Source organism: Sulfurimonas sp. hsl 1-7 (assembly GCF_030577135.1).
In the GTDB taxonomy this organism is placed as follows: Bacteria; Campylobacterota; Campylobacteria; order Campylobacterales; family Sulfurimonadaceae; genus Sulfurimonas; species Sulfurimonas microaerophilus.
The window spans coordinates 274,875-299,167 of record NZ_JAUIRR010000001.1 but is presented as its reverse complement, the minus strand read 5'-3'; the positions used below and the strand labels follow the sequence as shown (position 1 = coordinate 299,167).

At 35.8% G+C, this 24,293-nt stretch carries 25 protein-coding genes; 14 read left to right on the top strand and 11 right to left on the bottom strand.

Going from position 1 to position 24,293, the window contains the following annotated elements:
* The first annotated feature begins 57 nt into the window (after positions 1-57).
* From QWY88_RS01490 to QWY88_RS01475, 4 genes are all read left to right on the top strand, one after another.
* Entirely contained in the window at positions 58-420 is a 363-nt protein-coding gene (locus tag QWY88_RS01490; protein WP_304543315.1) for a c-type cytochrome, read from the top strand.
* Positions 417-1,460 carry a lipid-A-disaccharide synthase gene (gene lpxB / locus QWY88_RS01485; RefSeq protein ID WP_304543313.1) on the top strand — a complete coding sequence of 348 codons (1,044 nt, stop codon included), beginning with the start codon at positions 417-419 and terminating at the stop codon, positions 1,458-1,460. Before QWY88_RS01490 ends, lpxB begins: the two co-directional genes overlap by 4 nt.
* Positions 1,461-1,538: 78 nt before the next feature.
* Positions 1,539-3,278, top strand: a complete 1,740-nt coding sequence (gene dsbD / locus QWY88_RS01480) for a protein-disulfide reductase DsbD (RefSeq protein WP_304543311.1) — start codon at positions 1,539-1,541, stop codon at positions 3,276-3,278.
* 8 nt (positions 3,279-3,286) lie between these two features.
* Complete coding sequence (locus QWY88_RS01475) at positions 3,287-3,508, top strand: (2Fe-2S)-binding protein (RefSeq protein ID WP_304543308.1); 222 nt, start codon at positions 3,287-3,289, stop codon at positions 3,506-3,508.
* On the opposite strand, the gene QWY88_RS01470 is transcribed toward QWY88_RS01475, so the two are convergent.
* Both QWY88_RS01470 and QWY88_RS01465 read right to left on the bottom strand, forming a co-directional pair.
* Positions 3,483-6,071, bottom strand: a complete 2,589-nt coding sequence (locus QWY88_RS01470; protein ID WP_304543306.1) for an ABC transporter substrate-binding protein — start codon at positions 6,069-6,071, stop codon at positions 3,483-3,485. The two genes, QWY88_RS01475 and QWY88_RS01470, sit on opposite strands and share 26 nt — an antisense overlap.
* Positions 6,071-6,565, bottom strand: coding sequence for a nucleoside 2-deoxyribosyltransferase (locus tag QWY88_RS01465; RefSeq protein WP_304543304.1), 495 nt, complete (start codon positions 6,563-6,565; stop codon positions 6,071-6,073). The genes QWY88_RS01470 and QWY88_RS01465 overlap by 1 nt, the downstream gene beginning before the upstream one ends.
* A 382-nt stretch (positions 6,566-6,947) precedes the next feature.
* Between QWY88_RS01465 and QWY88_RS01460 the strand changes: the two genes are divergently transcribed.
* The 6 genes from QWY88_RS01460 to QWY88_RS01435 all read left to right on the top strand — a co-directional run bounded on the left by QWY88_RS01460 (position 6,948) and on the right by QWY88_RS01435 (position 13,381).
* Complete coding sequence (locus tag QWY88_RS01460; protein WP_304543302.1) at positions 6,948-8,879, top strand: thioredoxin domain-containing protein; 1,932 nt, start codon at positions 6,948-6,950, stop codon at positions 8,877-8,879.
* Between the two features lie 11 nt (positions 8,880-8,890).
* Positions 8,891-9,823: a polyphosphate kinase 2 gene (gene ppk2, locus QWY88_RS01455; protein WP_304543300.1), complete on the top strand. Its 933-nt coding sequence runs from the start codon at positions 8,891-8,893 to the stop codon at positions 9,821-9,823.
* A 43-nt stretch (positions 9,824-9,866) separates the two neighbouring features.
* A complete protein-coding gene (locus tag QWY88_RS01450) occupies positions 9,867-10,574 on the top strand; it encodes a lysophospholipid acyltransferase family protein (RefSeq protein WP_304543299.1) in 708 nt (235 codons plus the stop codon).
* Positions 10,574-11,356 carry a pyridoxine 5'-phosphate synthase gene (locus QWY88_RS01445; protein WP_304543296.1) on the top strand — a complete coding sequence of 261 codons (783 nt, stop codon included), beginning with the start codon at positions 10,574-10,576 and terminating at the stop codon, positions 11,354-11,356. The genes QWY88_RS01450 and QWY88_RS01445 overlap by 1 nt, the downstream gene beginning before the upstream one ends.
* Positions 11,353-12,270 carry a 4-hydroxythreonine-4-phosphate dehydrogenase gene (gene pdxA / locus QWY88_RS01440; RefSeq protein ID WP_304543294.1) on the top strand — a complete coding sequence of 306 codons (918 nt, stop codon included), beginning with the start codon at positions 11,353-11,355 and terminating at the stop codon, positions 12,268-12,270. The genes QWY88_RS01445 and pdxA overlap by 4 nt, the downstream gene beginning before the upstream one ends.
* Before the next feature lie 94 nt (positions 12,271-12,364).
* Positions 12,365-13,381 (top strand): cytochrome-c peroxidase, encoded by a 1,017-nt coding sequence (locus tag QWY88_RS01435; RefSeq protein ID WP_304543291.1) that lies wholly within the window; start codon positions 12,365-12,367, stop codon positions 13,379-13,381.
* A gap of 22 nt (positions 13,382-13,403) precedes the next feature.
* Here QWY88_RS01435 and QWY88_RS01430 read toward each other — a convergent pair whose 3' ends face one another.
* From QWY88_RS01430 to QWY88_RS01395, 8 genes are read right to left on the bottom strand one after another with little or no spacing between them, the layout of a single operon-like run.
* Positions 13,404-13,664, bottom strand: a complete 261-nt coding sequence (locus QWY88_RS01430) for a hypothetical protein (protein WP_304543290.1) — start codon at positions 13,662-13,664, stop codon at positions 13,404-13,406.
* 23 nt (positions 13,665-13,687) lie between these two features.
* A complete protein-coding gene (locus QWY88_RS01425) occupies positions 13,688-14,371 on the bottom strand; it encodes an SAM-dependent methyltransferase (protein WP_304543287.1) in 684 nt (227 codons plus the stop codon).
* Positions 14,371-14,997 (bottom strand): ATP phosphoribosyltransferase, encoded by a 627-nt coding sequence (hisG, locus tag QWY88_RS01420; protein WP_304543285.1) that lies wholly within the window; start codon positions 14,995-14,997, stop codon positions 14,371-14,373. Before hisG ends, QWY88_RS01425 begins: the two co-directional genes overlap by 1 nt.
* Positions 14,991-15,608 carry a type III pantothenate kinase gene (locus tag QWY88_RS01415; RefSeq protein ID WP_304543283.1) on the bottom strand — a complete coding sequence of 206 codons (618 nt, stop codon included), beginning with the start codon at positions 15,606-15,608 and terminating at the stop codon, positions 14,991-14,993. The genes hisG and QWY88_RS01415 overlap by 7 nt, the downstream gene beginning before the upstream one ends.
* On the bottom strand, positions 15,608-15,928 hold the full coding sequence (locus QWY88_RS01410) for a hypothetical protein (protein ID WP_304543281.1): 321 nt from the start codon (positions 15,926-15,928) through the stop codon (positions 15,608-15,610). Before QWY88_RS01410 ends, QWY88_RS01415 begins: the two co-directional genes overlap by 1 nt.
* A gap of 15 nt (positions 15,929-15,943) precedes the next feature.
* Entirely contained in the window at positions 15,944-16,150 is a 207-nt protein-coding gene (locus QWY88_RS01405) for a hypothetical protein (RefSeq protein WP_304543279.1), read from the bottom strand.
* 11 nt (positions 16,151-16,161) lie between these two features.
* Positions 16,162-16,371, bottom strand: coding sequence for a hypothetical protein (locus tag QWY88_RS01400; protein ID WP_193114502.1), 210 nt, complete (start codon positions 16,369-16,371; stop codon positions 16,162-16,164).
* A 55-nt stretch (positions 16,372-16,426) separates the two neighbouring features.
* Positions 16,427-16,876 (bottom strand): DUF4395 domain-containing protein, encoded by a 450-nt coding sequence (locus QWY88_RS01395; protein WP_304543275.1) that lies wholly within the window; start codon positions 16,874-16,876, stop codon positions 16,427-16,429.
* 207 nt (positions 16,877-17,083) lie between these two features.
* Here QWY88_RS01395 and QWY88_RS01390 point away from each other — a divergent pair, with 207 nt between their 5' ends.
* From QWY88_RS01390 to QWY88_RS01375, 4 genes are read left to right on the top strand one after another with little or no spacing between them, the layout of a single operon-like run.
* Positions 17,084-18,430, top strand: coding sequence for a TolC family protein (locus tag QWY88_RS01390; RefSeq protein WP_304543274.1), 1,347 nt, complete (start codon positions 17,084-17,086; stop codon positions 18,428-18,430).
* Positions 18,430-19,182 carry an efflux RND transporter periplasmic adaptor subunit gene (locus QWY88_RS01385; protein WP_304543273.1) on the top strand — a complete coding sequence of 251 codons (753 nt, stop codon included), beginning with the start codon at positions 18,430-18,432 and terminating at the stop codon, positions 19,180-19,182. Before QWY88_RS01390 ends, QWY88_RS01385 begins: the two co-directional genes overlap by 1 nt.
* Before the next feature lie 2 nt (positions 19,183-19,184).
* Entirely contained in the window at positions 19,185-20,798 is a 1,614-nt protein-coding gene (locus QWY88_RS01380) for an efflux RND transporter permease subunit (protein ID WP_304543271.1), read from the top strand.
* Positions 20,798-22,492, top strand: a complete 1,695-nt coding sequence (locus QWY88_RS01375) for an efflux RND transporter permease subunit (RefSeq protein WP_304543269.1) — start codon at positions 20,798-20,800, stop codon at positions 22,490-22,492. Before QWY88_RS01380 ends, QWY88_RS01375 begins: the two co-directional genes overlap by 1 nt.
* A 213-nt stretch (positions 22,493-22,705) precedes the next feature.
* Here the strand turns inward: QWY88_RS01375 and serA are convergent, their stop codons facing one another.
* Positions 22,706-24,292 (bottom strand): phosphoglycerate dehydrogenase, encoded by a 1,587-nt coding sequence (gene serA, locus QWY88_RS01370; RefSeq protein WP_304543267.1) that lies wholly within the window; start codon positions 24,290-24,292, stop codon positions 22,706-22,708.
* Between the last annotated feature and the right edge of the window lies 1 nt (position 24,293).

Here is a 24,293-nt window from a genome sequence, read left to right as displayed (position 1 = left end):
TACACCACCTCTGATTCTGATATAATTACGGTATTATAAAGAAAAAAGGCTTAAGAGTTGCGTTTTATACTATTAATTTTTTTACTTTCTTCTTTTCTTTTTGGGAAAACTTCTTATGAAAAAGGAAAAGAGCTTTATATGCAAAAAGGTTGTTTTACCTGCCATGGTCACAAAGCCGAAGGGATACAACGCGCTCCGTTTCTTGCAAACCGTTCAAAAGGTTTTTTAACCTACAAACTCAAACGCTTCAGAAGTGGAAAAGCAGATACCCAGGCACAAGAGATTATGATCAGTTTTACAAGTGATCTCAGCGATAAAGATATAGACAACTTAACAAATTTTTTCGAAAACTATCATGACGAAGCAAATGGTGAACGTTATGACGACAGTTATCAAACATGGGGAGACGGCGGTTCATGAAACTACTTGTATCGGCACTTGAGCACTCAGCAAACGTGCATCTGGCATCACTAAAAAAGGAACTTGGCGATGATGTCGAGTTTATTGGTATATTTGACAAAAAACTGGGTAACCCGATCATAGACCTACAATCACTCGCTATTATGGGGATCGTTGATGCACTAAAAAAACTGCGCTTTTTCTTTAAACTTGCAGATCAGATGGTTGAACTCTCAGCTGATGCCGATAAGGTACTTTTGATCGACTCTTCCGGTTTTCATCTCCCCCTTGCAAAAAAGATCAAAAAGAGATATCCCGATAAAGAGATCATCTACTACATCCTTCCGCAAGCTTGGGCATGGAAGAAAAAAAGAATTCCCGTCTTGGCTAAAACAATAGATAAACTGGCATCTATCTTACCTTTTGAGCCTTCTTATTATCCAAAAGAGGCAAACATAGAGTACGTAGGACATCCCCTGCTCGATCAGATCACCTGCTTTAAAGATGAGCTCTCTGTGGAAGTAAACTCCATTGCTTATCTTCCGGGAAGCAGAAAGAGTGAGATCAGAAGGTTGATGCCGATTTTTCGTGAACTCATCAAAGAGTTAGATATCCCTGCGACACTTGTGATTCCAAAACATTTTTCACAAGAAGAGGTAGAAGAACTTTACGGTGATCTCAGCCATATAACTGTCTCACACGATACGCATGAAACGCTTTACAATGCTGACTTTGCATTTGTATGCAGCGGAACCGCTACACTTGAAGCATCTTTGATCGGAACTCCGTTTGTACTCGTCTATAAAGCAAAAGCACTTGATTATTTCATAGGGAGCAGACTTGTAAAACTTGACTATGTAGGACTAGGCAATATTTTACTGCAAAAGTACAATAACACTTCTCTGCATCCTGAATTTTTACAAGATGATGTGACAAAAGAGAATTTACTGACAAGTTTTCATAACTATAAAAGAGATAATTTTCTACAAAACTCTAAACTATTACGGGAGTATCTCCAACATGGTTCTTCCAAAAGAGTAGCACAAATCATAAAACAATAACATAAAGTAGAACTTTACGCTTTAGGTATACAATTCTATGTTATACTTTTTTATCATTTCAATAACAATAGGGACAATATGAAATTTTTTCTAAAACTTATACTTGTTTTTCTCTCATTTTCCAGCTTTATAAACGCTGCAGGGTTTTTAATGCCCGATCAGGCATTTCAACCGTATGCAAAAGTTAATGAGAAAATGGAGATAGAAGCAGGTATTACACTCGGCGAAGATATCTATCTTTATGAAAAACAACTAAAGATGGAACTTCTTGATACAAAAGAGCTTTCAATTACAAAGATTCACAAACCGACACCGGTAGATCATCACGGTGATGCAGTATATCTGGAGTCACCGAAATATATCCTCACGCTTCAAGACAGTTCAACAGATCTCGGGGTAAAAGATATAAAACTAAAAATCTCTTACCAAGGGTGTTCAGAACAGGGTTTATGTTATGAGCCTTATACTAAAGAGTTTGACTTGCAAGTTGATACATCTAAACTTTCAGGACAAGAAGAAACAAAAGCTGAAACAACTGCAAAGTCTGAAACAGATCTAATCTCAGACACTATCAAAAACAGCGGATTTTTTGTAATACTTGCAACATTTTTTGTATTTGGAATCCTTCTCTCTTTGACACCGTGTGTATTTCCTATGATTCCTATCATTTCCGGTGTTATCATCTCTCAAGGTGAAGGTTTAACAACAAAAAAAGCGTTTGTGCTCTCTGTGGTATATGTACTTGCAATGGCTATAGCATATACAATCGCAGGTGTTTTAGCAGGTCTGTTTGGATCAAACCTTCAAGCTGCACTGCAAACTCCATGGGTAGTATATTCGTTTGCGGGTGTTTTTGTAGCCCTTGCAATGTCTATGTTTGGATTTTACGAATTAAAACTTCCAGATGCTATCGTTTCAAGAGTAAGCCAAAACTCATCTAAAACAGGTTTTGTCGGTGTAGCAATTATGGGATTTTTATCAGCTCTTATCGTTGGTCCTTGTGTAGCTGCTCCATTAGCCGGTGCTCTTGTATATATTGGGCAAACGGGAGATGCATTCTTAGGTGCGGCAGCACTGTTTAGTATGAGTATCGGTATGGGACTTCCACTTATTTTAGTAGGTGTAAGTGCAGGTAAGTTTATGCCAAAACCTGGTGCTTGGATGACTATGGTCAACGCTACTTTCGGCGTAATCATGCTAGGGGTTGCTATATGGATGCTTGAGAAAGTGATTCCTGCAGAAGTAGCTATTCTTCTATATGGACTTTTAGGTCTTAGTTTTGCTCTGTATCTGGGTGCGTTTAACAATGAGGGTCATATCTTTAAACGTAGTGTTTCCGTTATCCTTTTTATCTATTCACTCTCACTCTTTTTAAGCTTTTTAGCCGGAAAAGCAAATATGACACAACCCCTTTCATTTTTAGCCGGAAACGGTGTAGTTGCTCAAACGGTTCAAAGCGAAGAGCTTCACTTTGAGGTTGTTACATCATTAGATGAATTAGATGCTGTTTTAGAACAAAACAAAGGGAAAAAAATCATGCTGGACTTCTCGGCTGAGTGGTGTGTAGCGTGTAAAGAGTTTGATGAAATAACTTTTAGAGACCCTGCAGTTATGGATGCACTCAAAGATTTTGTTTTAGTACGCGCAGATGTAACGGCAAACGATGATAATACAAAAGCATTAAATAAAAAATATGGAGTATTCGGTCCTCCGGTACTCATCTTTTTTGACAAAGAGCTCAACCCTATAAATGCGAAAACTATCGTAGGTTTTACTGAGCCTCAAAAATTTTTAACACATCTTAAAACTGTTTACTAGGAAATTAAATGATCGATCCAAATACTGAAGTTTGTATATGTAACTCTTTAACTGCTAAAGATATTGCAGAGTGTATTAAAAAAAACAATTTTCAAACATTCCAAGAGATTTTAGACAATCAAGATTGTCCAATGGGTGACAAGTGTGAGTCTTGCCACGATGAAGGATTCAATAACGATGGAATCAACATTCCATTGGTATTGTCTATGGTAAAACAGGGTAAGTTATAGGCAGATAAATTTTAAAATTTGTTCTGTCATCATAGGTCTCAACTTTTAAAAAACCTCCAAACTGTTTTTCTATAATCATCTGGGACATATAGAGTCCCAGCCCCGTCCCGTTTTTCCCTTTTGTACTAAAATAAGGCTCAAAAAGTTTTTCTAAATGCGCCGGCTTTATTCCCCCTGCATTATCTTCAATATGGATCACATTCATATTCTCTTTTTGTTTTACCGAGATATGTATCTCTTTTGAACATGTTTGACACGTCTCATATGCATCTATGGCATTATTTAAGATGTTAAGTATAACTTGTACCAGTTCATTAAAGTATACTTTTGCGTGTATCTCATCTGCAATATACAGATGTACCTGCACATCTTTTAATCTAGGACGAATAAGATTCAGAGCCTTTTCAATCAACTCTTTTAGACTCACCTCAACCAACTCTTTATCTTTTCGAAAATATGTTTTAAAATCATCTATAGTTTCAGAGAGGTAGAGAATAGTAGAGTTGATAGTTTCAAATGTTTTCATCACCTCATCTTTATCGAGTTTATCTTCCATAAGGTATTTCAGCTGTATATTTGAGATCTGCAGTGTAATAGTGTTAAGCGGTTGTCTCCACTGATGAGCGATCATAGAGATCATCTCACCCATAACAGCCTGCTTAGACTGTCTTGTTAAAAGCTCGTCTTTTTTAATCAACTCCTGCGCTTTTTCTTCAACGGTCTCCTCTAATGAATGGTTATATTCCCTTAATAGTTTTGTCTGCTCAGCCACTTGATTTTCAAGCTCTCTGTTAAAATATTTCAGCTTTCTTTGATAATAGATCATCACCAGTAAGATGAGTCCCATAATAACAATAGTTGCAAAAACAAGGGTATAGTCTATACTTTTATGGTATCTTGTAATTCTCCATTCGTTAAGTATGTTGTCTATCCTGTCTTTAGAGATTTGCGCTAAACCTTTTTCAATAATAGAGGCTAAAACAGGCTCATTTTTTTGTACACCTATACTTGTTGAGATTGGATGATTTTTAGCTAAAAATCCGGTAATTTTCAACTTTCCGTACCCATATTTATCGATCAGGTAATCTGCTTGAAAATCTAAAGCTCCAAGAGCATACACCTTTGATGAGAGTACCATCTTTACCATCTTATTTTTATCGTTTTCTACAATAATATCAAGATGCGGGTATAAAGAGAGCAGATAGTTTTTATACGAGTCCATCTGTACAACAATCTTTTTTCCCTGAAGATTATCAGGATGCAATACAAATGATTTATCGAGTCTGCCAAGCAAGGTAAAATGGATATTCATAAAAGGGCTAGTCGGCTCTACACTTGCATGATCTTTACTGTTTGTTGCGTAGATTGATAAAACTTGACATTCACCGCTGCTGAGTTTTTGATTTAACTCCTTATGCGAACCACTAACAATTGCTCGAAAACTAAGAGATGTTGTCTGAGAGATATCATTGAAAATATCGGACATAACACCCGTCATTTTCCCTTTATCGACTCCATCGATTGGAAACTGTTCATTATGAATACATACATCAATAACAGGATGTTTTTTTATATAGTTCCTTTCCTCGCTAGTTAAACATAAACTCTTATCTATATATTCATAGTTAAAAATAAAATTTGAAAGCTCTTTAGAGGGATCGAGTTGATATTGTTTTTTAAAAAACTCCATCTGCTTGTTTAAAAAGTTTTTATCTATAGAGCCTATATCGTATGTATATGGCAATATAAGTTTCTCTATCCCTTTTGCCTCATCAAGAAGATCGCTTTTTGATATATGGGGAGCATATTTTGTATGAATAATCTCCGCTAACTCTTGTTTGTGTTTTAAAGCATACTGCCACCCTTTGATCGTCGCATTTCTAAAGTCGATCACTCTTTTTGAATGGTTTTTCACCTCATTATCCGAAGTAAAAAGCTCCATTTGTAAAACATAGAGATTATCATTACTCGGGTCTAAAATATTATACTTAACCCCTCTTTTATCTAGTTTATACACCTGATCAGATACAAAAGCACTTATCCCGTCCACTTTGGAATTTATAAAATCATCTAAAGAGTATGTATGGGGTACCAAGTTTATATCGTCAACACTTACACCGTAAAGATCTAAAAAGGGTTTAAAATTGAGTATAAAATCCTCTTTTGATGCACCCATAATTGTTTTGCCTTTTAAATCTTGGGGAGTTTTAATATCCGGTTTTGTGATCATTACCAAGGCGGCACGCTTAAAAAATGATGCTACTAATTTTATTGGTTCCCCTCTGAGATAATCGATCAAGGTTGATGAGTTGTAAATACCGTATGTTGCATCTCCATTTAATACTTTCTCTTCAATATTAAGACCTCTACTATACTCTCTAAACTCAACATCTAATCCTACATCTTTATAAAATCCCTTCTCTTTTGCAGCAATAAAGCCGGCAAATTCAAACTGATATTTCCAGTGTAACTGTAAAGAGACTTTTTCAAGATCTTTATCCTCCGTAGGATATCCGTATAAAGAGAGTACAAACAAACACAAAATCAATAAAGCTTTTATCATTATGCGATTGCCTTTAAAACATCTTCGAACTCTCCGGCTATAATCTTTTTTACCGAGCACGCTATCATAAGGTTGATTGGATGATCAAAATCTTCGATCATTCGCTCTTTACTATCAACATAATATCCCTCACGTGCAAACTTTTCATCATCCCCAAAGTTTTGAATATAGTTACTCTTTGTATCCATATAACCATATACCTCTTTACCCAGACCGCTTGCATAGCCACACTCCCATACGGTACCGCTATCTGCTTCTTTACCTCTAAAGGTGTTTAGATTTGCTATCACGATGTCTGCTTTTTGTATCATTGTCACATTTGCTTCGTATATGTCTCGGGCTATTTTATGTTTTTCTTGAGAAAAATCTACTACATTATCTAAAGGGTACAACCCTTCAAATCCGTATTTTCCGCATATTTCCACAAGTTTTTTTCCTCTCTCTATCGAGTCTTTTTCAAAAACATCAGGTCCGGCAATATAGATCTTTTTCATAAAATTTCCCATTTTTAAATATTTTTTTTATTATTGTAGCATTTATTAGACTTCTTTCATAACTATACAAAGATATGAGAAGTATAAAAAGAGGTAAAATAGTGCAAAACAAATTTTTCAGCCTAACCGCAGTTAAGGTGAAATAATTTTTTTGTGCTAGATTGCCTCTTTTTATTCTTCCCAAAGGGCAAAAAGATAAGCTGCTTTACTCTGCGTTAGATAACCCTAACCGTAGCTACAGCTACGCTTAGGAACATCTGCCTTGATTAAATTGCTTCGCTTTTTGCTCATACTTTATATAGTGATGAAAGAAGTCTATTTCTTTAAGGACAAAATTAGCCTCTTTATCATACCCTACAGAAAAAATAATAAGAGAGATTTTATGGCGAATAGATTAGAAAAAGAGGATTCACCTTATCTACAACAACATAAAAACAACCCTGTTGATTGGTGGCCGTGGTGTGATGAAGCATTCGAGAAAGCCGAAAAAGAGAATAAAGCTATTTTTATAAGCATCGGTTATTCATCATGTCATTGGTGCCATGTGATGGAGGAACAGGTTTTTGAAAATGATGAATGTGCAGAGATTTTAAACAAAAACTTTATTGCGATCAAAGTAGATCGTGAAGAGCGTCCCGACATCGATAAACACTACCAAGAGGTGTATCAACTGCTTAACCGTCGTGCAGGCGGATGGCCGACATCTATCTTCTGTACACCGCAAAACAAACCGTTTTTTGCGGGAACTTACATTGCTCCTGAATCTAATGAAGGTAGTGTTGAAGGGATGGGTTTTAAAGAACTGACATCTCTTATAGCTACAAAAGTTGAAGAGAATGATCCCCAACTTTACAAAAACGCCGATGAAGTCGAGGGGTTTATCAACCATGTTGAGCACCCTAAAGAAGCAACTGTTTTAAAAGAGGAATTTCACCTTACATTTGTGAATCAAGCTAAAAGCAATTATCAACCAAATTACGGCGGTTTCTCTGTAAAACCAAAGTTTCCCCATGCTTCTACTCTAAAAACACTTCAAGTGATCGATAATCTCTATCACGACAAAGCAATCACGGCGATGCTTACAAATACGCTCGATCAGATGAAAAAAGGTGGAATGTACGATCTTATTGACGGCGGATTTTGCCGCTACTCGGTTGATGAGAAATGGTTAGTGCCCCACTTTGAAAAGATGTTGTACGATAACGCCCTGCTTTGTGAAAACTATCTTGATGGATACCTTGCCTATAAAGATGAAAACTACTTACAAACTGCAAAAGAGATTGCCGATTTTTGGTTTAACTTCATGTCTGAAGACAATCTTTTCTATAGTGCAAGCGATGCTGACAGCGAGGGTGAAGAGGGAACTTACTTTACATACACATACGAAGAGGTTTATGCCCTTTTAGAACAAAACGCTTATGAGAACATTGGGAAGATGTGTCAAGAGATGAATGTAACACCGGATGGAAACTTTGAGGGGAAAAACATCATCCGTTTTGATGAAAAAGTTCCTGACTGGTTCAGCGATGTTAAAATCTTACTCCAAGGACTTCGTGCAAAACGAACATATCCGTTTATAGATAGAAAAGTGCAAACTTCTTGGTCTGCAATGATGATCCATTCCCTTTTTCAACTGGGGATGATAGACAACGTATATTTAGGCAAAGCCGTAGATGCACTTGAGGCACTTTTAAATAAAATGTACGTTAACGATACACTCTACCATTCAGCACTTGTAGATAAAACACCGAAAGTTGAAGCATTTTTAGAGGACTATGCATTTTTAGCAAAAGCTCTTCTTAGCGGCTACAAAGCTACACAAGATGACCTTTATCTCATTCAGGCGCAAAGAATGGCAAATAAAGCACTAGAAAACTTCTATGACAAAGGGTTATGGAACTTCAGCGTAGGTGAGTTTCAAACAAAAGCGGAAGTAACCGACAACACTTATACAAGCAGTGTAAGCATTATGGTAGATGTGCTTTTAACTCTGGGGATGTTACTAGAAGATGAAAAGTACACACACTTTGCTTTTAAAACAATGGAATACAACTCTTATGATCTTGGACGACGCCCGATCTACTATCCGTACCTGCTTTCACAGGCACTCAGATATATCAAAGGGGATCGTGTAATTAAATCGAATTTAACAAACCTAAAAGAAAATAGCGCTACACTAAAAGGTATCGAATATCCTTTTACACTTTTAAAAGCAAGTGAAGATCAAGGGTTTATGGTATGTGGAGAGAAAAGTTGTTTTGCCAATACAGATGATGTAAACAAGCTTGGACAACTTATTTTAGACACTATTTAAAAGGTGGTTTTATGAGCAGAAAAAGAAATATGGTAGCCGACGAGATACTTGACGGAAGTGTTTTAGAAGAGATAGTTCACAACGATCGACGAAAAACTAAAGAGGAAAATCTAAAAGAAGAGCGCAGAAAAGGGAAGAAAAAGAGAGTTCCTGTTTGGGTAAAAAAAGAGGTACTTCAATATGAAAGTGAACTCAAAAAACTCCAAATCGAACTTTTAAAGATGCAAAACCATATCAAAGATACAGGTGAGAAGGTTTTAATGATCTTTGAAGGGCGCGATGCTGCAGGAAAAGGTGGAACGATAAAAAGAATTATTGAACATCTCAATCCCCGTGGAGCCCGCGTAGTTGCACTGAATAAACCGAGTGACATTGAAAAGACTCAATGGTATTTTCAACGCTATGTTCACCACCTTCCCGCTGCCGGCGAAATAGTTCTGTTTGATAGAAGCTGGTACAACCGTGCAGGAGTTGAACCGGTTATGGGATTTTGTACGCCGAGGGAACATAAAGAGTTTTTGCAGGAGGTTCCAGAATTTGAGAAGATGCTTATCAATTCCGATATAAAACTGTTTAAATTTTACTTTTCCGTTTCAAAAGAGAAACAGGAACAACGTTTTGAAAAAAGAAGGACCGATCCTCTCAAACAGTATAAACTCTCTCCTGTCGATCAAAAATCTCAGGAGCTGTGGGATAAATATACCCTTGCAAAGTATTCTATGCTTCTTGCGTCACATACCCAACATGCTCCATGGACAATTATTCGCTCAAATAATAAAAAACAAGCAAGGATAAATACCATCAAACACATCCTTAGCAACTTTGAATATCCGAATAAAATAAAAAAAGAACATTTCATTGCAGATAATACAATCACAATCCCAGCGGGGGAAGAGATCAAAACAATGGAGAATGAAATGACGATAAGAGAGTCATCAAATTAATTTTTTTTAGCTATAATCTCCTTTTAAAATTTATGAGGTGATTATGGTAAAAGATCTTAGAAAATATGCATTTATGATTAGACTTGGATATAGATATATCTATATTTTCAAAAAGATTTTCTTTCACCCTTATATCTCTCTGCAACATGCTTACGAAGAGCTTTCAAAAGCTCGTCAAGCCTACTCTAACAAAGTACTTAAACGTTTAAATATAGAGGTAGAAGTTGACGGAGAGCTTCCTAAAGAGGATAAAATCCTTTATGCTATCAACCACAGATCACTTTTAGACATTATCGTTATGGAGCATATATTTTCCCAGCACAATAAAAACGGTACATGGATAGCAAAACAAGAGCTTTTTGACAGTTTTTACGGAAAATTTTTTGAGTACAGCGGCTGTATCAGTGTTGATCTCGAAACAAAAAGAGGACTTGTAAGCTTTTTTAAAACTATCAAAAAAACTTTCTCTAAAGTTGACAATATGAATCTCTATATCTTTCCTGAAGGTGAAAGACATAAAGCAGCAGGTATCAAAGAGTTCCAAAGCGGTGCAGAGAAAATTGCAAAAGCAAATAACCTAAAAGTAGTACCTGTTTTTATCAATGATGAACTTGAAAAAGTGTTTAAAGCTTCCCCTTTTAAAGAGCAATACAAAGTAAAAGTACACATCGGTGATATTGTTGATTATACAAACTTGGAAGAAAAATATATCACTCACTACAAACAATCTCTTCAAAAGGGTAAAAACTAATGAAACTCGGTGTAAATATTGACCACGTAGCGGTACTGCGTGAAGCGAGAGAGATCAACGATCCAGATATCTTACAAGCTTTATATGTAGCGTGTCAAAATGGTGCAGATCAGATAACTATCCATTTAAGAGAAGACAGACGCCACATACAAGATATTGACGTTACAAACATCATCAGCTTCTCAAAAGTACCTGTAAACTTGGAGTGTGCAATTGAACCGGGCATTATAGATATCGTATGTAAGAACAAACCCCACCGTGCGACTTTGGTACCTGAGAAACGTCAAGAAGTTACTACAGAGGGCGGGCTTGATCTGTTTTCAAACAGTGATGCGATAGAGTCGGCTATCAAAAAACTCAATGATGCAGAGATCCCTGTCTCACTTTTTGTCGATCCTACACTTGAAGCTATGAAAAAATCAAAAGAACTCGGTGCACAGATGGTTGAACTCCATACCGGACACTTTGCAAACCTATTTGCAATGCTCAACTCTTCACTCCCCTACTCTAACCACTCGGTAAAAGAGCTGGAGCTTTCACGTGCAGAGTTAACGCAACAACTCCAAGTTTCGATTGAAGAACTTAAAAAAGCTGCAAAAGCTGCCGTTGAACTGGGACTTGAAGTTGCTGCAGGACACGGTCTTAATTACCATAACGTTAATGAGATGGTAGCTATTGATGAGATTACTGAGTTAAACATTGGACAAAGTATCATCGCCAGAAGTGTTTTTAGCGGTTTAGACAATGCTGTTAAAGAGATGAAAAGACTCACACAAAGATGAAACCGAAAATTGCCATCAGCGTCGGTGATCTAAACGGCGTAGGGATTGAGATCGCACTAAAATCTCACGAAACAATCTCTAAAATCTGTACACCTGTATATTGTATAAACCATACAATGTTAGCACAGGCGGCTAAACTTTTAGATGTTACCCTTCCCGAAGATTTAGAACTACACGAAGTTGAAGGTGAATTTGCAATAGAACCGGGTGTTGTAAGTAAAGAGAGCGGTCTATACTCTTACAATTCATTTATGGATGCAATTGCATTATGTGAAACAAAAAAGGCTGATGCTGTTGTTACAATGCCTATCCATAAAGAAGCATGGAAACTAGCAGATCTTCATTTTGTAGGACATACTGATCTACTTCGTAAACATTTCAATAAAGAAGCTATTATGATGCTTGGATGTCCTGAGATGTTTGTCGCACTTTTTACTGAACATATACCGCTTAAAGAAGTAGCATCCTCTATCAAATACAAAAAACTCAAACAATTTTTTCTAGATCTTCACAACTCAATAGAAAAAGAAAAAATCGCAGTACTAGGACTAAATCCTCATGCTGGAGACAATGGTGTATTGGGTAATGAAGAACTTATTATTACAAAAGCGATTAAAAGTGCAAACAAAAAAATAGGTTTTGAGCAGTTTAGCGGTCCTGTAGTTCCGGATATAGCTTTTACACCTTCGTTTCGAAAAAACTTCAACTATTATGTTGCAATGTACCACGATCAGGGATTAGCACCACTTAAAGCTCTTCATTTTGACGAGAGTGTAAATATCTCTTTAAATCTTCCTATTATCAGAACCTCTGTTGACCACGGTACAGCATTTGATATCGCATATAAGAACAAGGCAAATACCCTTAGCTATCTCAACGGAATAAAATCTGCATTAAGTTTTATAAATAATTAAATAACTACAAGATATACTTAAGAATTAGAGGTTATAATTTTGCCATCTATAAAGGATAATTTTTTTCCTTTAATATTTTTTCTTGGAGTTTAAAATGAAAAAGACTATGTTGTTATCTATCGCTGTCACTACTTCTTTAATGGCAAGTAGCGTAGCTAAACAAGCTGAAGAAGCTGGTTTAAAACCTATCCCAAACTCTCAAAAAGAGTTAATGAAACTAATCGACAATCCAAAGAATCCTATTACAGACGCAAAAGTTGAACTTGGTAAAAAACTTTACTTTGACCCAAGACTTTCTAAAAGCGGTTTTATCTCTTGTAACTCTTGTCACAACTTAAGTGAAGGCGGTGATGACGGCTTAGAGGCTGCAATAGGTCATAAATGGACGGTAAATCCACACCACTTAAACTCACCGACAGTATATAACTCTGTTTTTAACTCTATTCAATTCTGGGACGGAAGAAGTCCACACTTAGAAGATCAAGCGCAAGGCCCTATGCAAGCGGCACCAGAAATGGCAGCTACAAAAGAGCATGTTGCAGCGGTAGTATCATCTATGCCTGCTTACGTAGATGCTTTTAAAAAGATCTACGGTAACGATGTAAAAATCACTTTAGCAAAAGTAGCAGATACTATTGCAGTATTTGAGAGAACTCTTGTAACTCCATCAAGATACGATGACTTCTTAAACGGTGATAATAAAGCACTTACAGCAGCAGAGCAGCAAGGTCTTAAAACATTTATCCAAGTTGGTTGTACAACATGTCATAATGGTGTAGCACTTGGTGGTGAGCTTAATGTATTTAACGTAGTAAATAAATACAAATATAACGATGTAGGTGATTTCAAAGGTGATGCAAACGGTATGGTTAGAGTACCGACACTAAGAAACATTGATCAAACAGGACCATACTTCCATAACGGTATGATGAAAACGCTTCCGGCTGCTATTAAAGAGATGGGACGTGTACAATTAGGTGCAGATCTTTCAGACAAACAAGTTCAGGAGATTGAAACTTTCTTAAAAGCTTTAGATGGTAGAAAACCAGATATCACAATGCCGATTTTACCAGCTTCGACTGATAAAACTCCATTACCGGATATCAACTAAAAACTAAAAGAGCGATGCTCTTTTAGTCTAATTTTTCAGGAGTTAAATTAACTTCTTCTAAAAAGTGGCGTAATGCTACTACAGCATCTTTATGTAATTCATTGTTATGTGATAAAGATACAGAATGCTCTTTACCTGCAAAATGTAATAATAAACGATGTTTTTTAGAAACATCAACTTCCACTCCGTAGTGCTCTAACGCATGCGTTAATTTTGTAATATCGATGTTTCCAGAGATTGGATGCTCGAAGATTTTTGCTAATTTTGTTTTGTGTTTACTCATTTTATTCCTTTTTTAAATTTAAATTAACGCTTTTTAAATATTAAAAGCGTCTTATCCTCTGTATCGTAGAGAGAAAACGTTTGTTTATCTACCAGTTTTAGTGAACTAAGATTTTGAAAAAACTTGATCTTATGAAAGTACTGAACAATAGTATCTTGGTACTTTGTATATCTTCCGTCATCATTTTTTTCAAAGAGTGTAAACTTTGTATGAAGTTCATCGTTTTCAAATATAGCATCTACACTTAAAAACTCTTCATCGGTATCGTTACTCATACTCCCCTCAGCTACATCTTTAAAGCCGTAGATAGTATTGATATCTGCTATAAATATCCCGTCATCATTTAGTTTTTGAGCTGCAGCATCTAAAAACTTAGTAAGGGAGTCTTTATCCATAAAGTTAAGTACATCAAAGATACTCACAATAGCATCATATGTCCCTTCAACTTCACTAAGGTCTTTACACTCTGCATCAAGACCAATCTCTTGACACTCCTGCACCATCACAGAACTGAGATCTACACCTTTACACTTTACTCCGTCGCTTATCATACGACGCATAAAACCGCCGCGTCCGCAACCCACGTCAAGTAAAGTTTTTACTTTATAATCTTCCAACTCTGAACGGTAAAGATCGTAAAGCGCTTCTGTCGCATCTTCGATCCCTAAAAGGTGTTCCGCTTTTGCATATAAGTCTAGGTTTGTCATTAAGCCTCTTGCTCAGCTTTAATAACTTTATTGATCTTCTCGTAGATATCTAAAACTTCATCTTTTTTAGAGATGTATGAGTTTTTATTTGCGATAAGATATGTCGAACTTGTCATAATATCCTGAACAACTTCTAAACCGTTTTGCTTCATTGTCGTACCAGTTTCAACGATATCTACGATCATATCTGCAAGACCGATTAGAGGTGCAAGTTCAATAGAACCGTAAAGCTTAATGATCTCAACACTTACAGCACGCTCTTCAAAATATTTTTTTGTGATGTTTACCATCTTTGATGCTACTTTTAGCTCAGGCTTACTAAGGTCTAGCTTCTCACCCTTTTTCATCCCGATAGCTACTTTACATACGCCGCGTTTAAGATCTAGCAGGCGCACAACGTCAAGCCCCTGCTCTTCTAAAGTATCAAGTCCAACTACACCGATATCTGCTGCTTGATGATATACATAAGTTGCTACGTCTTGGTTTCTTACAAGTAAAAAACGGAATTTTGGAGTCTCTAAAATAAGTTTTCTGTCGTCAAATTTGAAACTGTCTCCAAAAATAGTTTCAAATATTTCTAGTGTTTCTTTTGCTATACGCCCTTTTGGAAGTGCAACTGTTAGCATAAACCAGCCTTTTTCATAATCTTTTTCATTCCCGTAAAAATCAACTCTTGATCGAGCCTTGCATCAGGAAATAGTTTTTTAAACTCTGACGCATCACCACCAGTTAAAATAATAGGTAAATTTTTACTCTTAATCTCATCAACAAATGGTTTAAGATACCCGTAACTGATCGCATCTGGAGAATTTTTCGCCATTTTACCCAAATCTACCTCAAAGTTAAATGAGTAATCAAGTGCATTGGAGATATTTCTATAACATTCCTGCATAGCTTTGATACCTGGATATATAAATCCCCCTTCAAAAACGCCGTTTCTAACTACATCTACTGTTATGGCACTTCCTGCATCTATAACCACTGCATCAGTAATTGTCGCTAGTGCTACTATGCGATCTATCCCCATAGTTGCATAATAATCTTCCCTCTCTACAAAAGTTTCAAGATCAATCCAGTTATCTAGATCATTTAGCTTTTCTTTTACGTTTTGATTTACAGAGATATAATAAGTGGGCTGTTTTATCGTTTGGGGTTCAAAAGAGTCCGCAAACTCTTTAAAATCTTTTGTACCTTCGTTAAAATGGTACGAGGTATTACCAATATCACAAAGAAGCATTACTGGATCTTCCAGCCAACTTCTTTAAATGCTTTTTGCGCTTTCGAACAAAGAGGTGCGTCTATAAAAAGTACCTTTTGTTTAAAGTTATGATCGCAAAAAAGTGTAAGTTTCGCATAAATCTCTTCAAATTTATGGACATCTTTCATAAGGAGTCTACTTTTTTGGCTTACTGCAAAGATAGCCCAATAGTAACCGTTCATATCGGTTGCAACAAACATTTTGATCTTATTTCTGATCTTTAAATCTTTAGGATTTACCTCTTGCATCTTTTTGAATATCTTCCCCTTATGTCTAAGAGAATCTACAACCATCTGCATATCTATACTAAATCCTTACTCAATACCGAGCTCGGCAAAAAGTTTTTCAAAGAAGATACTCATCTCTGTCAGTTCGTTTTTTAGAGTTCCAAAAGCTTTATCTTCTAAAACCCACTCCTCTATTCTTTTCACACTGTCAGTTTTTTGACTCTCATTAAGAAGATCTGTTTTTGAAACTTCCTCTTTAATCTTTTCTAAATGATCTTTTAATTTATGACTCATAATAATTATCCTTAATAATAGTCGTATTGCCCGGCTGCAACATCAGCTTTGATTTTATCTAATTTTTCTTGAATCATATCAAGAATTACCTTTGCAGCCTCTTTATCATCGGCTTCGGGAACATTCCAATCGGTAAATTTCATATTTGCTTTGAAAATTGTTTCAATTTCCGATTGTATTTCATCTTTTCTGGAGAGTAGATCTTTGATGACAGCATCCATTATATATCCTTTAATCAAATTGTCTTAAGCTATTGTACTACGACAATGATAAAAATTAAAGGTTATTCATAAAATTTGGATAGATTTTTTTAATTATAAAGTATATTTTACACGCGATGCAAAAACCAAAGAACACATCAAGTAAAGAACATGCTAAAAAAACGGCTGCTACGCCTAAAGAAAAACTCCATATATCAAAATAGTGTGCAACGATCAGTAAAACAACAAATAAAAAACCAAAAATTCCAGCTAATCTTTTTGCTCCGCCGTCTACTAAATTATCTTTTATTTTGAACATCCCTTTTAAAAATTCTGCAAACATACTGACAGGAGATATTCCTCTGTTTATAAAAAGTTTCATAATAAAATCAAAAGCTAAAAAGTATAAGATATAAACACTGTTCGTATATAAATAAAGTCCTACTAATGACGCGACCAATAAAGCTGAAAACCTTGTTACATTGGAGTCAACTCTCTCAAAGTTTAATGGACATGCACTTGACATAAAATACCTTTCTTTAAAATGATTATCAAATTTTAATCACATTTCCTTAAAGTTTAACTATATTTTTTTCTTATAATTGAATCCCCAGAATTTTTTTCTATACTATCAAATTTGATAACTTTACGATATAATCTAATGAAATATATGTTATAATCTAGAGTTAAATCACACCTATATTTATAAACTAATGACAACAAAGGACAACAAATGAAAAAAGTAGTAAGTGCACTTTTTTTACCATTGTTTTTATCTGCATCTAGTAATTCGCTGCCATTAAGCGAAGCACTCGAAATATTAAAAAATAAAAATTTAGAGATAAAAGCAGCTTCTTTAGAGGTAAAAAGTGCCGAGGAAGATATAGACCAAACAAGCGGTCTGCATTGGGGTAAACTTGATTTTACTCAAGATTTTGCCAGGTCAAACGATGCGGGGAATGTTTTCGGTTTTAAACTGACGTCTCGTGAAGCAAATTTTGGAGATTTTGGATTTTCTGACTTTAGTATGACAAATCCTAACATCCTAACTGTAGAACCACACGATCTAAACTATCCGCAAGACAGAAACTTTTTCCAGTCAAAACTAAAATATGAAGTGCCTCTTTTTACAGGCTTTGCAATCTCAAGTTATACAAGTGTAATGGAGAGTGTAAAAAATATCAAGGCACTTGATAAAGAGAAAGTACTTAGTGAAAAAGTGTTTCAACTTAAAAAAAGTTACTACGATATGGCTCTTTTGGAATCATCTATTAAAAACATGGAAAAGATTCTAAGCAATATCAATGCACTTGAAAATACGACGCAAACTATGATCGAAGTTGGTTATGCAAAGAAAGTTGACCTTTTGGAAGTAAAAGCGAAAAAAGGGAATGTTGAGAGACTTCTTGTGCAGATGAAAGCAAATGAGGAACTCCTTTACCACTACATCAGCTTTTTATTAAATGAAAAAGTGGACGACATCGAAGTTCCGACAAGTGAAATAGCTGAACCAAACTTCACTGATGATGACGTACTTACAAGAAACTTAGATATCAAAAAAGCAACTACTGCTTTAGATGTAAAAGCAAGTATGTTAGATGCCAGTCAAGCTGCTTATTATCCAACTGTAGGTGCATTTGCAGAAGTAGCAACTGCAGACAATACATTCCTGGGCGAAGCAAATGACCATAAAGCATATACGGTCGGTGCAAGACTTACATGGAATATCTTTAACGGTGGTATTGACGGTGCGAAAGTTGAAAAAGCGAAGATTGAACAACTGAAAATGCAGTCACAGGTACAACTTGCAAAAAAAGGGATCTCTTTACAGCTTGCAAAAATAAAAACAGAGATTAAAAGTGCCAACCAAGAGATCAACTCTCTTACAAAAGAATTAGAGTTGGCAAATGCGATCTATGAAAACTATGAAGCAAGATATAAAGAGAAGCTTGTATCTATGAATGATGTTATAATAAAACAATCTTCTCAAATAGAAAAAATACTACAACTTTTAGTAGCAAAAAATAAGAGAAATGAAAAAATATTTGAACTTGAAAAACTAGCAAACGGAGAAAAATAATGAAAAAACTACTCGCTTTAATCGCACTGGCAACATCTCTTGTTGCTGAAACATTAACACTGTCTGGTACGGTGATATCAGATAACCAAAAGATGATCACAAGTCGTTTTATGGGATTTGTTACAAATGTTAATGTAAGTGAAGGTGATAGAGTAAACAGAGGTCAGGTGCTTTACACTATCGACTCACGTGAAATAGACTCTGCGAAACGTCAAGCGGAATCAGCACTGCAAATGTATGAAAACCAATACTCAAACGTTGTTATGAACCTTGAGCGTCATAAAAGACTTTTTGAAAAAGATATGGTGGCAAAGTACAAAGTTGAAGAGCTGGAACTTGCAGAAAAAAACCTCAAAGATATGATCAATATTGCAAAAGCAAGACTTCAAGAGGTAGAGAACCAATACCAATACCTTATTATTAAAGCACCGAATTCAGGTGTGATCATCTCTAAAAATATTAAAGTGGGCGAGATGGCAATACCGGGTATGCCAGCAATCGTATTATCTGATCTAAGTGATCTGAAAATTGAAATCGAAGTTGCAGAACAAGATATGAAAAGTATCTTTATCGGGAAAAAAGTAACTATCAGCATCCCATCTTTAGAGATTCAAACAACAGGTAAAATATCAGCTATCATCCCAAGTTCAAACCCTATGACACATACATTCAAGATCAAAATCTCTATAGATAAGAAAAATAAAAACATCTATCCTGGTATGTATACAACAATCGGCATTGAGGTAAAATAATTATGAGTGAAAAGGATATAAGGAACATAGTAGTTACCGATACTGCAGGGAAACTTGCAAAATCGTTTTTATACAATCCACTAACAGCTATTTTAGCAGTCTTTTTACTGGCGATCGGATATATCTCTTTAGAGGTTATGCCCCGTGAAGAAGATCCGCAAATAGCACTAAGTGGCGGTAGTATAGTTGTCGCTGCACCGGGACTCTCTCCAAAAGAGGTTGAAAAAATTGTTGTGCAACCGCTGGAGCAAAAGATTCGCGAGATTAGCGGTGTTGAGCATATCTACTCTATGAGTATGGAAAATGTAGGTATTATCAATGTAATGTACTATATCGGGCAAAACAGAGAGGCATCAAACCTCAAACTTTACGATAAAGTTATGCAGAATATGGATCTTATGCCAAAAGAGGTGATGCAGCCGTTAGTAAAACCTTTTGATATTGACATCGATATCCCCATTGTAAATATCGCGTTTTATCAAACGAATAACTCTCTTGTATATTCTGATTTTTTAAAAACAATCCAAGACCTTAAAATCAAGATCGCACAAATAGACAATGTTTCAAAAACTGATCTAAAAGGTGAGCATAAACAACAGTTTAATGTAGATGTTGATCTGGGTAAACTCAAAGGCTATCACCTCTCTTTAGGGCAAATAGTTCAAGCGATTAAAGCGATCTCCATCAAAGCACCGGATGTTAATACAAATACGCAAGATGAAAAACTTGTTGTGTTTGGTGTACAAAATGTTATAGAGAGAGTTGAAGATGTTCAGAATATAATGATCGCACAATATATGGGCTCTCCAATCTATCTTAAAGATGTTGCAAAGGTAGAGGACGGGATCAATACAAATGATAAACTCTCAGCAAGAATAACACTCAATGAGACGAAAGAGAAAAGTACATTCTCGCAAATAACTCTCAGCATCTCAAAACTTGCAGGTTCTAATGCCGTATTTGTTGCAGATGATGTTAAAGCACTTCTTGAGAAATATGATGAAGAGTTAAAAGCTAAGGGGATCGGATATAAGATCACTAGAGATTATGGACAGCGTGCAAATGAAGCGGTTAACGAACTTGTTGAACACCTTATTATTACAATCGTTATCATTACTGTAATGCTCGTCTTTTTCCTTGGATATAAAGAGAGTATGATCGTAATGTTTACAGTACCGGCTATTTTAGCAGCTACACTCTTTGTAGCTTATTTAAGTGGACAAACGATCAATAGAATGACGCTGTTTGCATTCTTACTCTCTCTGGGACTTCTTGTTGATGCAGCAATCATCGTAATTGAAAATATCCACAGACATTTACATGCACATGATAGTGAACATAAGGATATCGATACTTTAGTTGTAAAAGCGACTGATGAGATTGGTGCACCGACAAATGTTGCTACACTAGCGATCATCTTAACAATGGTACCTATGGCATTTGTAGGGGGTATGATGGGTGCATTTATGAAACCTATTCCGCTTAATGTTCCTGTTGCACTTATAGCATCACTGATCGTTGCGTATATCTTTACACCGTATTTAAGTAAAAAACTCTTAAAAATCAAAGATGATGGTGCACACCATCCGAAAGAAAACAATAAAGGGAGCCTTTAATGTCACATCAACATCAGGGAAAAAAGTTTGAAAACTTTATTTATGATATTTTGCAACATCGCTCAAAAAAACTTTTAGTTACGGCACTTATCTTTTTATCTCTTTTTGGAACAATTTTAATGCTTCCGACAGAAGTTGTACTTGCCAGAATGTTACCTGGAAAAAGTTCTAATACATTCAGCATCTATGTTAAAACACCTGATGGAAGTTCTATCTCTCAGACTAAAGAGGTTGTTCAATGTGTTGAAGATATATTGAAACCTGAAAAAGAAGTTACTGATATTGAAAGCTTTATAGGTGAAGGTGCACCTCTCGATTATGCCGGACTTGTAAAAGGAAGCGGTATGAAACAAGGTGAAAGATTTGCTGAAATCGTAGTTAACCTTACCGATAAACACCATCGTGATGAAAAATCTTTTATTATGGTGCAACGCCTTAGACCTGTTATTAAAAACAGTTGTGAGTCTAAAATAGAAGGTACTGTACTCCAAATGATTGAGATGCCTGCAGGTCCGCCTACAATGGCTTCTATAGTTGTAGAAGTGTATGGAGACTCAAATACAAAAGTTGCAGGTGTTGCAAATGAAGTATCAAAAGTCTTAAAACAAACAGATAAGATTGTAGATGTTGACGTAATGAGTGAAACACCTTATGAGAAGTATAAACTTATGCCTATCTCTGAAAAAATCGCTAGAAGCGGTTTAAGTGTTGAACAGGTAAATCAGATCCTTTACCTTGCATTTAAAGGGATGGTAGTTGCAGTTAAAAACACAATTGAACTTAATGATCAAGTTGGTATATTTGTATCACTGAGCAATGAGACAAAAGATATTAATGAAAATTCACTTGCATCTCTCCGAACAAAATTAAGCTCACTATACCTTATGAATACAAAAGGGATGATGATTCCTTTAACAGAAGTAGTTGATATCAAAGAGGTAAAATCGGACAGAACGATCTATCATAAAGACTTAAAAACGATGATCAATGTTACGGCAGAGACAGACAACCAAAGTCAGGTCTACCCTCTTTTAGATGCTAGAGACAAGATGATCGAATACTTTTCACAAAAGGGATATGATGTTAATAAAGAGCCTGGTATCTCTACATATATGTTTGATTTAACTCTAGTAGATAAAAAGACAGGCGAAGAGTACTTGCTTCGTTGGGATGGAGAAATGAAAGTAACACTTGATACTTTTAGAGACCTGGGAGCTGCTTTTATCGCTGCACTGATACTAATCTTTTTACTTATGGTTATCTATTATAAATCATATGCTATTAGCGGTATTATCTTAGGTGGTAGTTTCTTATCTATCATTGGTGTTATTTTAGGGCACTGGGTAGCTAATCTATTTACTGAGGATGTATTCTTCTTAACAGCTACAAGCTTGATTGGGTTTATTGCACTTATCGGTATTAGTTCAAGAAACTCTTTATTGCTTGTTGATTTTACAAAAGATCTCATCAAGAACAACGGTATTGAAAAACAACGTGCTATTGCAATTGCAAGTGCTACAAGACTCAAACCTATTTTACTTACGGCGATTGCCATCATCTTAGGTTCTTCACTGCTTGCTAGCGATCCTGTTTTTGGAGGCCTTGGAGTTGCACTCATTTCTGGAACTGTAGTAGCCGTTATCGTATCGCTTATCTTCGTTCCAGTCCTTATGGACAATACAAAAGCTATCTAATCCTTAGATAGCTCTTCATGTGTATGAACAAAGCTCATGTTCAGACATATACTTCTACTACCAACTACTTTCTACACTTTTTTATACTATAACTGTAAGTTCTGTACGAAATAATCTTTTAGAGTTTATAAGAAAGGGATTGATAAATAAATCAAGCAGAGCCTAAAAGGCTCCACTTGAGAATTTAAGAGGAAAGTTTATTCTATGTAGTGCTTAGATGCTAGCGTAACTAACATTTAGACAAGCGTCTAATGAAGCTAACTCTTTTAATGTAGTTTCATTTACTGCATCATCAACTAAGATAACAGCAAGAGCTTCTTTATTTGCGTTACGAGCAAGAGAGAAGTCAGAAATATTTACATTGTTTTTTGCTAAAGTCATACCAACGTTACCGATAACACCAGGAACATCAGAGTTTTTAAACAGTACCATATGACCTTTTAGAGCTACTTCGATCTCAAAACCGTCAATAGCTACCATACGTTGAACACCGTCATCAAAGATAGTTGCACTAATAGTAGTTGTACCCTCTGCAGTTGTTAATTTAGCAGTGATAAGGTTTTTATATACGTTAGAGTCACCTAAGTTCTCAGCTTCTATCTTAATACCTTTTTCTTTTGCAATAAAGTCAGCATTTACATAGTTAATTTTGTCAGAACTTTGGCTCATAGCACCAACCGTAACGAAAGTAGATAATGAATCTACATACTCACCAATCTCACCGTTACCAGTAACTTTGATAGATACGATTTGAGATTTGTTAATCTGAGATGCTAAGAAACCGATTTTTTGTCCCATCTCTAAGAATGGTTTTACAAATGATGGTATTTTAGACTCATCGATCGGTAAGTTAAGTGCATTTGGATAAGAGATCCCTTTAGCAGCTGCAATAGCATTCTCAGCAGCTTGCGTACCGATATTGTACTGAGACTCATATGTATTTGCACCTAAGTGTGGAGAAACAACAATATTATCTAAATCAAGTAATTTGTTATCAGTTGCCGGTTCTTTACCAAATACATCAATACCAGCAAAACGGATTTTTCCAGATTTCAGTCCGTCATATAATGCATCTTCGTTATAAAGATCACCACGAGCACAGTTAACTAAAACTACACCGTCTTTCATTTTAGCGATCTCTTCTGCACCGATGATACCGATAGTCTCTTTGTTTTTAGGTGTGTGGATTGTAATTACGTCACACGCTAAAATATCTTCAAAGTTTTTAGTATATTTCATATCAAGGTCAGTTACTTTAGATGGGTGGATGTACGGATCGTATGCAACAATATCCATTTCAAAAGCTTTTGCACGTTTTGCAACACGGCTACCGATGTTACCAAAACCGATTACACCAAGTTTTTTACCCTTAAGCTCATACCCGTACCATTTTTCACGTTTCCAGATACGTTGGTTTTTAAGGTGATCATGAGAGTATGGGAACATTCTCATACAAGAAAGCATATGAGCCATAGTTAACTCAACTGCAGCAATTGTGTTTGCAGTAGGTACGTTCATTACAATAATACCTTGTTTAGAACATCCAGGAATATCAACATTATCAACACCAACACCTGCACGAACAAGAGCTTTCATATTTTTTGCATTCTCTAAAAAGAATGCATCAACATCTGTAGAACTTCTTGTAATTGCAACATCAGCTTGTGGAATAATCTCTTTTACAAGTTTATCTTTCGGCTCATCAGCCGCCATAATAAAATTAATATTTTCATCGTTTTGAAGCATCTCCAAACCAGCTGTATGGATATGGTCACAAACTACAATTGTATATTTTTGCATT